Source organism: Streptomyces sp. NPDC041814 (assembly GCF_055590565.1).
Map to the genome: position 1 here is coordinate 26,352 of NZ_JBVJAM010000021.1, position 13,055 is coordinate 39,406.

At 73.8% G+C, this 13,055-nt stretch carries 12 protein-coding genes; 6 read left to right on the plus strand and 6 right to left on the minus strand.

Annotated features, from left to right (window positions below; all coding sequences use genetic code 11):
• Nucleotides 1-75: 75 nt before the first annotated feature.
• A complete protein-coding gene (locus ACZ6C6_RS34395; protein ID WP_469208714.1) occupies nucleotides 76-1,497 on the minus strand; it encodes a HEAT repeat domain-containing protein in 1,422 nt (473 codons plus the stop codon).
• Nucleotides 1,498-1,731: 234 nt separating this feature from the next.
• The gene (locus ACZ6C6_RS34400; RefSeq protein WP_469208716.1) at nucleotides 1,732-2,124 is read right to left on the minus strand and encodes an ankyrin repeat domain-containing protein; all 393 of its coding nucleotides are present in this window, start codon (nucleotides 2,122-2,124) and stop codon (nucleotides 1,732-1,734) included.
• Between the two features lie 243 nt (nucleotides 2,125-2,367).
• Between ACZ6C6_RS34400 and ACZ6C6_RS34405 the strand changes: the two genes are divergently transcribed.
• Both ACZ6C6_RS34405 and ACZ6C6_RS34410 read left to right on the plus strand, forming a co-directional pair.
• The gene (locus ACZ6C6_RS34405) at nucleotides 2,368-2,562 is read left to right on the plus strand and encodes a hypothetical protein (protein ID WP_018103962.1); all 195 of its coding nucleotides are present in this window, start codon (nucleotides 2,368-2,370) and stop codon (nucleotides 2,560-2,562) included.
• A 37-nt stretch (nucleotides 2,563-2,599) separates the two neighbouring features.
• The gene (locus tag ACZ6C6_RS34410; protein WP_469208718.1) at nucleotides 2,600-4,189 is read left to right on the plus strand and encodes a hypothetical protein; all 1,590 of its coding nucleotides are present in this window, start codon (nucleotides 2,600-2,602) and stop codon (nucleotides 4,187-4,189) included.
• A gap of 55 nt (nucleotides 4,190-4,244) precedes the next feature.
• Here the strand turns inward: ACZ6C6_RS34410 and ACZ6C6_RS34415 are convergent, their stop codons facing one another.
• Nucleotides 4,245-5,747 carry an SCO1417 family PLP biosynthesis transcription factor gene (locus ACZ6C6_RS34415; RefSeq protein ID WP_469208719.1) on the minus strand — a complete coding sequence of 501 codons (1,503 nt, stop codon included), beginning with the start codon at nucleotides 5,745-5,747 and terminating at the stop codon, nucleotides 4,245-4,247.
• Nucleotides 5,748-5,849: 102 nt separating this feature from the next.
• Between ACZ6C6_RS34415 and yczE the strand changes: the two genes are divergently transcribed.
• The 4 genes from yczE (at nucleotide 5,850) to ACZ6C6_RS34435 (ending at nucleotide 9,327) form a co-directional block, all read left to right on the plus strand.
• Nucleotides 5,850-6,491 carry a membrane protein YczE gene (yczE, locus tag ACZ6C6_RS34420; protein ID WP_469208721.1) on the plus strand — a complete coding sequence of 214 codons (642 nt, stop codon included), beginning with the start codon at nucleotides 5,850-5,852 and terminating at the stop codon, nucleotides 6,489-6,491.
• A complete protein-coding gene (locus tag ACZ6C6_RS34425; RefSeq protein WP_469208723.1) occupies nucleotides 6,488-7,252 on the plus strand; it encodes a glycerophosphodiester phosphodiesterase in 765 nt (254 codons plus the stop codon). The genes yczE and ACZ6C6_RS34425 overlap by 4 nt, the downstream gene beginning before the upstream one ends.
• Nucleotides 7,253-7,301: 49 nt before the next feature.
• Nucleotides 7,302-8,678, plus strand: a complete 1,377-nt coding sequence (locus ACZ6C6_RS34430; protein ID WP_469208725.1) for an MFS transporter — start codon at nucleotides 7,302-7,304, stop codon at nucleotides 8,676-8,678.
• A gap of 274 nt (nucleotides 8,679-8,952) precedes the next feature.
• The gene (locus ACZ6C6_RS34435) at nucleotides 8,953-9,327 is read left to right on the plus strand and encodes an RNA polymerase-binding protein RbpA (RefSeq protein WP_003959706.1); all 375 of its coding nucleotides are present in this window, start codon (nucleotides 8,953-8,955) and stop codon (nucleotides 9,325-9,327) included.
• A 135-nt stretch (nucleotides 9,328-9,462) separates the two neighbouring features.
• On the opposite strand, the gene fxsA is transcribed toward ACZ6C6_RS34435, so the two are convergent.
• From fxsA to ACZ6C6_RS34450, 3 genes are all read right to left on the minus strand, one after another.
• On the minus strand, nucleotides 9,463-10,053 hold the full coding sequence (gene fxsA, locus ACZ6C6_RS34440) for an FxsA family membrane protein (protein ID WP_469208727.1): 591 nt from the start codon (nucleotides 10,051-10,053) through the stop codon (nucleotides 9,463-9,465).
• 55 nt (nucleotides 10,054-10,108) lie between these two features.
• Entirely contained in the window at nucleotides 10,109-10,876 is a 768-nt protein-coding gene (locus tag ACZ6C6_RS34445) for a polyprenol monophosphomannose synthase (protein ID WP_469208729.1), read from the minus strand.
• A 527-nt stretch (nucleotides 10,877-11,403) separates the two neighbouring features.
• The gene (locus ACZ6C6_RS34450) at nucleotides 11,404-13,044 is read right to left on the minus strand and encodes an amidohydrolase (RefSeq protein ID WP_469208731.1); all 1,641 of its coding nucleotides are present in this window, start codon (nucleotides 13,042-13,044) and stop codon (nucleotides 11,404-11,406) included.
• Nucleotides 13,045-13,055 lie beyond the last annotated feature (11 nt).

Consider the following 13,055-nt stretch of genomic DNA (forward strand, 5'->3'; position numbering starts at 1 on the left):
GATCGCGGAACAGGGCGGGAGCGGCGCGCCCCCGACGCGCTGCACTCCTGGGGTGTTACGGGGTGTGTCCGCCGGTCAGACCGCCGGGGCGTCCGGGCCGATCCTGCTGCGTACCGCCGACTGGACCTCGGCCTCCTCGGCGGGGTCGGCGGCCAGGCGGCGCAGCCGCTCGGCGACGCGCAGGTCACCGGTCTCGGCGTGCCGGGCGGCGATCTCGCGGGTCGTCTCCTCGCAGTCCCACAGGCACTCGACGGCGAATCCGGTGGCGAAGGACGGGTCGGTGGCGGCGAGGGCCCGGGCGGTACGGCCGCGCAGCTGCGAGGAGGACGTCTCCCGGTAGATGTGGCGCAGGACGGGTGCGGCGCAGGCGATTCCGAGGCGGCCGGCGCCGTCCACGAGCGCCCACAGCCGTGGCGCGTCGGGGCCGTCGCCACGTACGGCGTCGCGCAGCGCGCCGAGCACCGCCGGGGCGTCCTGCGGGCCGCCGCGGCCGGCCAGCACTCCGGCGGCGGACGCTCCGAGCGCGTCGGGCCTGCGGGCCCAGCGGCGGGCGCGCTCCACGGCGTCCTCGCCGCACATGCGCTCGAAGGCGGCGACGGCGGCGTCGGCGACGGTGCCCCGGGGTTCGGCGGCGGCGGCCTCGATCAGGTCGAGCACGACGGGGTCGCGGACCTCGGCGGCCAGGTAGTGGAGGGCGGCGCAGCGGGCGGCGTCGGGTCCGCTGCGGGCGGCGGCGATGATTCCGGTCCGGTCCTCGGGGCCCGCGACGGCGGCGAGGCAGCGGGCGGCGGGCACGTGCAGCACACTGCCGCGCTCAAGCCCCTGCTGGGCCCAGTCGAAGACCGCCTGGACGCTCCAGCCGGGCCGGGGGCCGCCGGGGCGCATCTGGCGTTGCCAGCGGTCGAAGGAACCCTGCTCGGACGCGGCCCGGACGCGGGCGCCGATGCCCTCGCGCGGGTCGTCGGCCCAGAGCCGCCAGGGGCGGGGCTCGTAGGCGTCGCGCACGGTCGCGGCCAGCTCGGCGCGGCCCTCGGGGTCGTCGGGGAAGCGGGCGAGCACGGGCTCGGCGAGGGAGCGGAGTCCGGCGTCGTCGTCGCGCAGGGCCAGCTCGTCCAGGGCCCAGGCCCAGTTGGAGCCGGTCGCGGCGTAGCGCCGCAGCAGGGCGAGGGCGTCGCCGCGGCCGTAGGAGGCGAGGTGTCCGAGGACGGACAGGGCGAGGCCGGTCCGCGAGTCCTCGGTGTCGAGGTGGTCCTCGGGGTCGGTCAGGTGCCGCTCGATCTCCTCGACGCCGCCGTCGAGGTCGAGGTAGAGGCGCGCGTAGTACAGGGAGCGGTTCTCCATCTGCCAGTCGTGGCGCGGGTCGCTCAGGACGCAGTGGTGGAGAGCCGCCAGGGCCTCGGAGCGCGGTGCCGCGAGCGCGTGGAGCGTGCCGTCGCCGCGGCCTCTCTGGAGCAGGCCGAGCAGGGTGCCGCTCGGCGCTATGAACGGATCGAACATGGGGAAAGCCTCACATCAAGCTGTCGACACAACCGGGACTGTGCAGTTCCACGTGCTCCGGGACGAGCACTGGGGCGAGCCCTAGGCCGCGCAGCAACATGATTCGCCGACCGCCGTCTTCCGCCTGGTGTAGAGCATCTTCCTCTGCCTCTCGTCGGGTGACCCGGATCGGGCCCGCGACGTCATGATGACCCAGCCATTTCGCCACCGCGACCACATTTACGGCGTACCCGTTCAGCGGGCGCCGAAGAGTTCCAGCAGGTCGTCCTTGCCGAACATGCGCGCGGTATCGACCGCGGAGGGCGTTCCGGCGGCGGGATCGGCGCCCGCGTCGAGGAGGGCGCGGACCACCGCTTCCTCGCCCTTGAAGACGGCTCCGGCGAGGGGGGTCTGACCCCGGTCGTTCGCCCGGCCCGGGTCGGCGCCGCGGGCGGCGAGGGCGGTGACCGCGGGGGCGTGCCCGTGGTAGGCGGCGAGCATCAGCAGCGAGTCGCCCCGGTCGTTCGTGAGGTTGGCGGGCACCCCGGCGTCCACGTAGGCGGCGAGGGCGTCGGCGTCGCCGGCGCGTGCCAGGTCGAACACCTTGGAGGCCAGCTCCACGACCTCGGGATCGGGGGCGTCGCTCATCGGGGTACCGCCTTCCTTGACCGTTCGGGCCGCCGCGGGCGGCCGGGACGTGCACGGCGGGGGCCGTGCGAGTGAACCGACAGGGTACTGCCCGGGCGGGTACATGATCAGGCCCGGGCTTCACCTCCGCCGATCGGGTGGATAATCACCCTTTTCACCCGAATGCGCCTTTTATCTTACGGATACTTGGGGTGAGCCTGGAAGGACTCATGGTGACCGTCCCCTCCAACCAGGAGAACACTCATGATCCTTTCCATGTCCGGCGTCGTCATCCTCGGCATCATCGTCTTCCTGTTCTTCAGGAAGGACGGCCTCAAGGCGTCGCACGCCCTCGTCACCGCCCTGTTCGGCTTCTACCTGGCCGGGACCGCCATCGCACCGAGCATCACCGCGGGCGGAGCGAGCCTGGCCGGACTCCTGGGCGGGATCAAGTTCTGACCCTCCGCCTCCGCACCGACCCCTTCAGGAGACAGACGTGGCCAGGCGACCACTCCCCCGCATTCTGAGCAGCGGCAGCGCTTCGATCACTCGCAGTCGAGAATTCGCGCGCACGGCCGCCGACAGCGCCACCGATGTGCTCCATCCGCTGATCACGCTCACGCGCGGTCTGCGGCTGCTGGCCGGCGCAGGACGGCAGAAGTGGGCCGCGACACCCAAGGACCGGCGTGGCGCCACGCTGTTCCTCGTCGCGGCCTGCGTACTCGTGGTCGCGCTCATCCCGTACGGGCCGGTGCTGGCCCTCGTCACGGTGATGGGCGCAGCCGCATGGACGGGGCGCGACCGCACCCCCGTCAGGACCGGCCCCGACGAGGCGGAGACCGCCCGGCTGCGGTCCCTGTACGAAGCCCTCGTGCCGTACTTCTCGACCGCCGACGACCCCAGCCCGCTGTTCAGCCACGGCGGCGAGTGGGAGCAGGTCTTCAGCGGTTACGCCTTCGACGGCGACGGCCGAGTCTCGCGCCTCCACATCGCGTATCCCGCGTACTTCACCGACAGCGAGCCCGAGTCCCGGGCCCGGATCGAACAGCTGCTGCACGCCAAGTCGGGCCGCGGCCGGGAGTACCGGTTCAGCTGGGACGAGGAGGGCAACCGGCTCGTGATGAGCGTCCTGGACGCCCTGCCGACCACGCTCACCGCCCAGCGCTTCGTCACCGCCCCCGGCGAGACCGTCCTCGGCTTCACGGACGAGGACGCCGTGCGGCGCACCCTCCCGGTGAGCGACGGCGCCGGCAGCCGGGACGCGCCCGGCGTCGTCTGGCGCACCGGCCCCCGCTCCACCGAACCGCACCTGCTGGTCGCCGGGCAGCCCGGCAGCGGCACCACCACCCTGCTGCGGTCCATCGCCCTCCAGGCGCTCCAGCAGGGCGACATCCTCATCGTGGAGGGCAGCGGCACCGGCGAGTACGCCTGCTTCACCGGGCGCGAAGGCGTCCTGGCCGTCGAATGCGGGCCGGCCGGCGCGCTCTCCACCCTGGAGTGGGCTGCCAACGAGACGGAACGCCGGCTGATCGAGGCGAACCGCGCCCGGCAGGCCGGGGACCCGGTCCCCGAGGAGCTGACACGGCCGCTCTGGATCCTGCTGGACCGGCCGAGCGCGCTCGCCCGGCCGGCCGGGGACGGCGCGCCCGACGCGCAGGAACTGCTCCAGATCCCGCTGCGGCACGGCCGGGCCGCCCACGTCGTCGTGGTCCTGGCCGAGGCGTTCGACCACCTGGACGGCCTGGGCGAAACCGTCCGGACGCACACCAGGGCCCGGGTGGTACTCGGCGACTGCACCGCGGAGCAGGTCGAGGCGGTGCTCGGCACCGGGCCGCACACCACCCCGCCGCCGGACGCCCCGGCCGGCCGCGGCTACGCCCGCTTCGGCGCCGGCCCGGTCCTGCGCATCCAGGTTCCGGCCACGCCCGACCCGTACGACGACGCCACGAGCGAGGCGCAGCGCGCGGCGGTGCTGAGTCTGCTGCCGGAGCGGCGCACAGCGGTCGAGGCGGGGGCGCCGGAAGCGGCGCCGGCCGAGGCCGTGGGGGCGCCGGTCGCGCTGGAGGCCGTGGCCGTCGGCGACTGAACGCGTGACAGCGACCGAGGAGGGCCGGGCACACCGCCGGGCCCTCCTCGGTCGTTCACGCCACGAAGGTGCGCGGTGCCTCCGCGCCCGCCCCGGCGCCCGCGCCGACCAGCCGGGCCGCCTGGGCGAGGCGCTGGGCCGCCTCGTCCGCGACCGGGCCGCCCACCGTGAAGGGCAGCCGCACATAGCCCTCGAAGGCGCCGTCGACCCCGAACCGGGGCCCGGACGGCACGCGCACCCCGACCCCCTCGCCCGCGACCGCGAGCCGGGAGCCGGAGAGGCCGCCGGTGCGCACCCAGAGCGTGAGACCGCCGCCGGGCACGGAGAACTCCCACTCCGGCAGCTCCCGGCGCACCGCGGCGACGAGCGCGTCGCGGTTCTCGCGGGCCTGTTCCCGGCGCAGCCGCACCGCCTCCTGCCAGCCGCCGGTGCGCATCAGCCAGTTCACCGCGAGCTGTTCCAGGACGGGGGTGCCCATGTCGGCGTACGCGCGGGCGGCCACCAGGCTGCGGATCACGTCGGGCGCGGCCCGTACCCAGCCGATCCGCATGCCGGCCCAGAACGCCTTGCTGGCCGACCCCACGGTCAGGACCGTGCTGCCCGCCGGGTCGAACGCGCAGACCGGGCGCGGCATCGCCACGTCCTCGTCGAGGTGCAGCTCCCGCATCGTCTCGTCCACGACGAGCACCGTGCCGGCCGAGCGGGCGGCGTCCACCAGGGCGCGGCGGCGCTCCTCGTCGGCCAGCGCCCCGGTCGGGTTGTGGAAGTCCGCGACGACGTAGCCGAGCCGGGGCGCGGCGTCCCGCAGGACCTGGCGCCACCGGTTCAGGTCCCAGCCGCCGAGCCCGGCCTCCATGGCGACGGGGACCAGGCGGGCGCCCGCCTCGCGCATCAGCTGGAGGATGTTGGCGTAGCTCGGGGACTCCACCGCGATGCGTTCGCCGCGTCCGGCGAAGAGGTGGCAGATGGCGTCGATGGCGCCCATCGCACCGGTGGTGACCATGATCTGCTCGGGCATGGTCGGGATGCCGTCGGCGGTGTAGCGGTCGGCGATCATCCGGCGCAGGGCGGGCAGCCCGGCGGGGTAGTCGCCGTGGGTGTGGGCGTACGGCGGCAGCTCCTCCAGGGCGCCCTGGACGGCCCGGGTCAGCCAGGGCTCGGGGGCCGGCAGCGAGGCGCAGCCCAGGTCGATCATGGAGCCCAGGGCCTCGGGCGGCAGGGGCTCCAGGCCGCGGGCGGGCAGCGGATTGCCCGCCGGGACCGCCGTCCAGCTGCCCGCGCCGCGCCGGGACTCCAGGAAGCCCTCGGCCCGCAGCGCCTCGTAGGCGGCGGCGACCGTGGTGCGGCTGACGGCGAGGGCGAGGGCGAGCTCGCGTTCGGCGGGGAGCCGGGCGGCGACCGCGACCCGGCCCTCCAGGACGAGCAGCCGGATGCCGTCGGCGAGGGCGCGGTAGGCGGGCGGGCGGCGGCTGCCGGGACCGGCCGGCCGCTGCTGTTGCTGGGCCTGGAGCTGCCGGGCCAGCTGGGCCGCTCCGACCGCCGAAGTCCACTGCGCCATGAGAATCAGTCCACCTTCCTCTGATTGGCCATGGTTGACGGCCAATCCCCTGCCACAGAGTGACACGGAGCGGTCCAACACCACCACACCAGGGGGCACCCCTTGTCCAAGAACCTCACCCGTCGGCTGGTCCAGCTGTACGCGGGACTCGCGTTGTACGGGGCGAGCTCGGCCCTCCTGGTCGTCGCCGGTCTCGGCCTGGAGCCCTGGGGGGTGCTGCACCAGGGCCTCGCCGAGCGCACCGGGATCAGCATCGGCGTGGTCTCGATCATCATCGGCGCGATCGTGCTGCTGCTCTGGACCCCGCTGCGGCAGCGGCCGGGCCTGGGCACGGTCTCCAACGTGTTCGCCGTGGGCATCGCGATGGACGGCACCCTCGCCCTGGCCCCCGAGGTGCACGGCCCGGTGGCGCGGGCCGGGGTGATGGCGGCGGGGATCGTGCTGAACGGTGTGGCAACGGGCCTCTACATCAGCGCCCGGTTCGGCCCCGGCCCCCGGGACGGCCTGATGACCGGGCTGCACCGGCGGTCCGGCCGGTCCATCCGGCTGGTGCGCACCGCGATCGAGATCGCGGTCGTGGTCACCGGGTTCCTGCTCGGCGGGTCCCTCGGCATCGGCACGGTCCTGTACGCCCTGGCCATCGGCCCGCTCGCCCAGGTCTTCCTGCGGGTCTTCGCGATCCCCGGGGAGAACACCCCCTCGGCCGGGAAGCCCGCGCCCCGGCGGTCCATACTGCGGCGGTGACCTCCGAACGCCACCCCTATCTGGACCACCCCGCTCCGCTCGCGTTCGCCCACCGGGGCGGGGCCGCGGACGGCATCGAGAACACGGCCGCCGCCTTCCGCCGGGCCGCCGACGCCGGGTACCGCTACTTCGAGACCGATGTGCACGCGTCGGCGGACGGCCGGCTCGTCGCCTTCCACGACGCCACGCTGGACCGGGTGACGGACGCCGGGGGCCGCCTGGCGGAGCTGCCGTGGAGCGAGATACGCCGGGCCCGGGTGGCCGGGCGCGAGCCGCTGCCGCTGTTCGAGGAGCTGCTGGAGACCTTTCCCGAGGCCCGGTGGAACGTGGACGTCAAGGCGGAGGCCGCCCTGCTGCCGCTCCTGGAGCTGATCCGGGCGACGGGCGCCTGGGACCGGGTGTGCGTCGGCTCGTTCTCCGAGGCCCGGGTCGCCCGTGCGCACCGGCTGGGCGGCCCGCGCCTGGCCACCTCGTACGGCGTGCGCGGGGTGCTCGGCCTGCGGCTGCGCTCGTACGGCGTCCCGGCCGCCCTGCGCGCCGGAGCGGTGTGCGCGCAGGTGCCGGAGCGCCAGAACGGCATCCGGGTCGTGGACCGCCGCTTCGTGCGCGAGGCCCACGCGCGAGGGCTCCAGGTGCATGTGTGGACGGTGAACGAACCGGAGCGGATGGCCGCTCTCCTGGACCTGGGGGTGGATGGCATCATGACCGATCACATCGAGGCGCTGCGCACGGTGCTGAGCGAGCGGGGGGCCTGGGCCTGACCCGCCGCCGCCCGGGCGGCGCCTTCACGGGGAGATTCCAGGGGGCACCATGACGGCCGAGACCGCAGACACCGCCGGGCCTGCCGACGCCGCGGCCGGCCCGGACGGCCCTGCCGCGCGGCGCAGGGAGCAGCGCGGCTGGTACTTCTACGACTTCGCGTGCTCCGTCTACTCCACGAGCGTGGTCACGGTCTTCCTGGGCCCGTATCTGACCTCGGTCGCCAAGGCCGCCGCCGACCCCGACGGCTTCGTCCACCCGCTCGGCATCCCGGTGCGCGCCGGGTCGCTGTTCGCGTACGCGGTGTCGGCCTCGCTCGTCCTGGCGATCGTCCTGATGCCCGTGGTGGGCGCGGCGGCCGACCGTACGGGCCGCAAGAAGCCGCTCCTCGCGGCGACGGCGTACACCGGGGCCGCGGCGACGACCGCCATGTTCTTCCTGGACGGGCAGCGCTATCTGCTCGGCGCCTTCCTGCTCATCGTGGCGAACGCCGCGACGGCGGTGGCGATGATGGTCTACAACTCCTACCTGCCGCAGATCGCCGGGCCCGAGGAGCGCGACGACGTCTCCTCGCGGGGGTGGGCGTTCGGCTACACCTCCGGGGCGCTGGTCCTCGTACTGAATCTGGTCCTGTACTCGGGCCACGACTCCTTCGGCCTCTCGGAGTCCCAGGCGGTGCGGATCTGCCTGGCGTCGGCGGGCCTCTGGTGGGGCGTCTTCACCGTCATCCCGTTGCGCAGGCTGCGCGACCGCCGGGTGGCGCCGGGCAGCCGGGGCGCCGCGACGGGCTCCGGGTGGCGGCAGCTGCGGGCCACGCTGGCGGACATGCGGCGCCATCCGCTGACCCTGTCCTTCCTGCTCGCCTACCTCGTCTACAACGACGGCGTGCAGACCGTGATCTCGCAGGCGTCGGTGTACGGCTCCGAGGAGCTGGGCCTCGGCCAGTCGACGCTGATCACGGCGGTGCTGCTGGTGCAGGTGCTCGCGGTGGCCGGGGCGCTGGCGATGGGCCGGACGGCCCGGGTGTACGGCGCGAAGCGCACGATCCTGGGCTCACTGGTGGTGTGGACGCTGATCCTGGTCGCCGGGTACTTCCTGCCCGCCGGTTCGCCCGTCTTCTTCTATGTGCTGGCGGCGGCGATCGGCCTGGTGCTGGGCGGCAGCCAGGCGCTGTCGCGTTCCCTGTTCTCGCATCTGGTGCCGCGCGGCAAGGAGGCCGAGTACTTCTCGGCGTACGAGATGAGCGACCGCGGCCTGAGCTGGCTGGGGCCCCTGGTGTTCGGTCTCGCCTACCAGCTGACCGGCAGTTACCGGGACGCGATCATCTCGCTGGTGGTCTTCTTCGTCGTGGGCTCGGTGCTGCTCGCGCGGGTCCCGCTCGGGCGCGCGATCGCGGCGGCGGGAAACCCCGTACCGGAGCGGATTTAGACGTTGAAGTAAAAGGCCGGTAGTGTACGCCTTTGGCCTGCCCCGGGTGACCGTTACGGCGAGTGGAACTTCGCGAACCGTTGGGTGACAACTTCCGTCAAAGGTGACAAACCGGGTAAGGGCGGGTACTTGAACCCTGGGAAACCTGAAAATCAGCGGTTCGACGGGCGACGCATGACCGGCAACGGGAATCTTTGCCGCCGACCGGACGTTGACCGATTGACGACGACAGCGACACCTGTCCTGTGGGCGACAAGCCCGGGAGGCACGATTCATGAGTGAGCGAGCTCTCCGCGGCACGCGACTCGTGGTTACCAGCTACGAGACGGACCGCGGCATCGATCTGGCCCCGCGCCAGGCGGTGGAGTACGCATGCCAGAACGGACATCGATTCGAGATGCCGTTCTCGGTAGAGGCGGAAATTCCGCCGGAGTGGGAGTGCAAGGCGTGTGGCGCCCAGGCACTCCTGGTGGACGGGGACGGCCCCGAGGAGAAGAAGGGCAAACCGGCGCGTACGCACTGGGACATGCTCATGGAGCGGCGCACGCGCGAGGAGCTGGAGGAGGTGCTGGCCGAGCGGCTGGCCGTCCTGCGCTCCGGAGCGATGAATATCGCTGTGCATCCTCGGGACAGCAGGAAGTCCGCGTGACCCGCTAGCGCGGTTCCGCGACAGGCCGCGGGTTCGGTACGTTTTGCGTGCCGGGCCCGCGGCTTTGTCGTTTGCGGCGGCTCGTCCCGGCCCGCGTCAAGGACCGTCCTCAATCGCCGGACGGGCTCGAAAGGGTCACCGCGTCAGCGGCGGGCGGGGCTCGTCGTTGGGGCCCGGGTCCTCACGGGGCGGCTCGTCGCGGATGACCTCACCCTGGACCACCTTGCCGTCCGGGCGGTGGATGCGGGCCTGCTGGAAGGCGTCCGAGAAGCCACCGGGGGCGGCCGTCCGCACGCGGCGGTCCAGCGAGCGTTCCGCGTAGCGGCTGAGTGCCGTGCGCAGCGGCGGGATCAGGAGCAGCAGCCCGGCCGCGTCCGAGATCAGACCGGGGATCATGATCAACAGCCCCCCGAGCATCAGGAAGCCGTTGCCCCGGCCGCTCTCGGGGGCGGCGGGCGAGGAGGTGTCCGCACCCGGCTGCCCCGGCATCCGCTGAAGCGTCTCCGTGAGGTTCCGGAAGGCCCGGCGGCCCGCGCTCTTGATCACCGCGGCGCCCAGCACGATGCCGGCGGCCAGCAGGATCACGACGGTCAGCCCGCCCGCGACGTCGGCCACCAGGATCAGCAGCCATATCTCCAGCACCGCCCATGCGGCGACGGCGAGAGGTACGAAGGTCCGGGCGCGCGAGCGCCTGGGGGCGGTCGGGGGCGGTGTGCCGGTCGTCATGTCCCCAGTGTGCCCGGCCACGCGTCCGTACGCCGTAAGGGGGTGACGGGCGGGCTCAGGGGGTACGGCGGCCGAGCACCTTGTTCGTCCGGCTGGTGACGCCCCAGGCGGTCACCCGCCACAGCGCCTCGACCAGGATGTCCTTGCTCATCTTGGAGTCGCCGACCTCGCGGTCCACGAAGGTGATCGGCACCTCCACCACATGGAAGCCGGCCTCGACCGCGCGGCGGGCCAGGTCGACCTGGAAGCAGTAGCCCTGGGAGGCGACCGCGTCCAGCCCGATGCCCTTCAGGGTCTCGGCGCGGAAGGCCCGGTAGCCGCCGGTGACGTCCCGGGTCCGCAGGCCCAGCATCATCCGGGAGTACGTGCTGCCGCCGCGCGAGATGATCTCACGGGACTTGGGCCAGTTCACCACCCGGCCGCCGGGCACCCAGCGGGAGCCGAGGACCAGGTCCGCGCCCTTGAGAGCGGTGAGCAGCCGGGGCAGCTCCTCGGGCTGGTGGGAGCCGTCGGCGTCCATCTCGACGAGGACGCCGTAGTCGTGGTCCATGCCCCAGCGGAAGCCGGCGAGGTAGGCCGCGCCGAGCCCTTCCTTGCCCTTGCGGTGCAGGACGTGGACGTGGTCGTCGTCCGCGGCCAGCTCGTCGGCCAGCTTGCCCGTCCCGTCGGGGCTGTTGTCGTCGGCGACGAGGACGTGGGCCTCCGGCACGGCGGCGCGCACCCGGCTCACGATCGGCTTGATGTTCTCGGCCTCGTTGTAGGTCGGGATGATCACCAAGACACTGCCGAGCGGGCCGAATCGCCGCTGACCGCCGTCGTTCACTTACTGCCCCTCACGTCCGTACGCAGGTGCACACCATATCGAGCGCCGCGGGGCCGGACGCCGACCCGGTCGGGGTGGCGCGGGAGCCGCGGCGGACAGAAGCGCGGAATCGGGGACAGAAGTGCGGATCGGGGCCCGGTGTCCTTCGGGCCGACCTGGGACCCGCTGGCTGCGGGTCGACCTAGAGCCGTTGTCTACTGAACGTCCGGGCCCCACCCGGGTCGCACCCTCCGTCCGGCTGAAACCTTCCCTCGCCCCCGAGGCGCGGGCGCTGAACCTGGCTGTCAGTGGTGGTGCGCCGGTGCGGCACACCACCCCGTGACCCAGCGGCGTTCGACGACTGCGTGGAGGCTTCACCGGTCGGACGTCCTGTGGTGGACTCGGCCGAACCTACCGGCCGATGGCCGCATTCTGTCAATACTTGCCTGACCTGCATCGATTACCGAAATTGCCTGGTCAGTCCCGAAGATCCCCAGGTGACGGAAGAGCGGACCCGCCTCCGGCGGGCGGAGCGGAATGTCCGCACGTCACTCGTTCGGCCTTACGTAGACAGTTTGTCCGAGCACCACGGTGCGCAGGCAGACCGGCAGGTCGGCGCCGGGGCGGAGGTCGGGCAGCCCCGGCGTCCCGGACCGGGGGTCGGTCGACCAGCGCGCCACCCGGTCGTCCGGTGCCTGGACCACCAGCTCGTCGGTGCGCCAGACCGCGTAGTCGGCCGGGGCACCCGGCACCAGGGTCCCCGCGTCGTCCCGTCCCAGGGCCCGCCAGCCGCCCCGGGTGTGGGCGGTGAAGGCGGCCCGGACCGAGACGCGGTGTTCCAGCGTCCGGTGGAAGGCGGCGGCCCGTACGGTCCCCCACGGGTCCAGCGGGGTCACCGGGCTGTCCGAGCCGAAGGCGAGCGGCACGCCGGCCCGCAGCAGCGCCGCGTACGGATTGAGCGTGGCGGCCCGTCCGGCCCCGAGGCGCTGGGCGTACATGCCCTCCTCGCCGCCCCACGCGGCGTCGAAGGCGGGCTGGACGGAGGCGGTGAGGCCCAGCTCCGCGAAGGCCGCGACGGTCTCGGGGGTGAGCATCTCCGCGTGCTCGACGCGGTGCCGGGCGGCCCGCACCCGGGCGAGGCCGACCTTCTCGGCCGCGGCCCTGACGCCCTGGACGACCGCGGAGAGCGCCGCGTCCCCGATGGCGTGGAAGCCGGCCTGGAGCCCCGCCTCGGTGCAGGCGGCGACGTGGGCGGCGATCCGGGCGGCGTCCAGGTGGGCGGTGCCGGTGTGCGGGGCGTCGGCGTACGGCTCGTGCAGGCAGGCGGTGTGCGAGCCGAGCGAGCCGTCCACGAAGAGGTCGCCGGCCGCGCCGACGGCGCCGAGCTCGCGGATCCGCCGGGCGTCCTTCTCGTCGGCCACCTCCTGGGCCCAGTAGCCGAAGACCCGGGGCCCGGGCCGCTCGGCGGCCACCTTCAGCAGCCCGGTGAAGTCGTCCTCGTCGGAGATGTCGGGGCCGCCGCACTCGTGGAGCGAGCCGATGCCGAGGGAGGCCGCGTGGCGCAGTGCGGCACGCTGCGCCTCGGCGCGCTGGGCGGGCGTGACGGCGTCGTGGGCGGCCGCCCGCACGGCGTGGTGGGCGGCGGCGGTCAGCGGGCCCTCGGGGTGGTACCCGGGCATCGTGGTGACGCCGGGGACGAGGTCGAGCAGGGCGGTGCCGGCGACCGCCGAGTGCACGTCGACCCGGGGCAGGTAGACGGGCCGGCCGGCCGCGGCCTCGTCCAGCTCGGCGCGGGAGGGCGGGCGCTGCTCGGGCCAGCGGGTGGCGTCCCAGCCGTGTCCGAGGACGACCCGGTCCGCGGGGTGGGCGGCCACGTGGGCCCGGACGCGGGCGAGGGCGTCGCCGAGGGTGCGGGCGCCGGAGAGGTCGAGCCCGGTGAGGGCCAGTCCGGTCGAGGTGGTGTGGACGTGGGCGTCGGTGAACGCGGGGGTGACCAGTGCCCCGTCGAGGTCGATCACCTCGTCGACGCCGCTCGCGAAGGCGTCGGCGGCGCCTTCGGAGCCCACCCAGGCGACGTGGCCCCGTTCGACCACCATGGCGGTGGCGAAGGGGTCGGCGGGGCTGTGGACGTCTCCACCGCGCAGCAGCACGGTGCGGTGTTCGCTCTGGGGGGCGGTGCTCTCGGTCATGGGCACCAGTC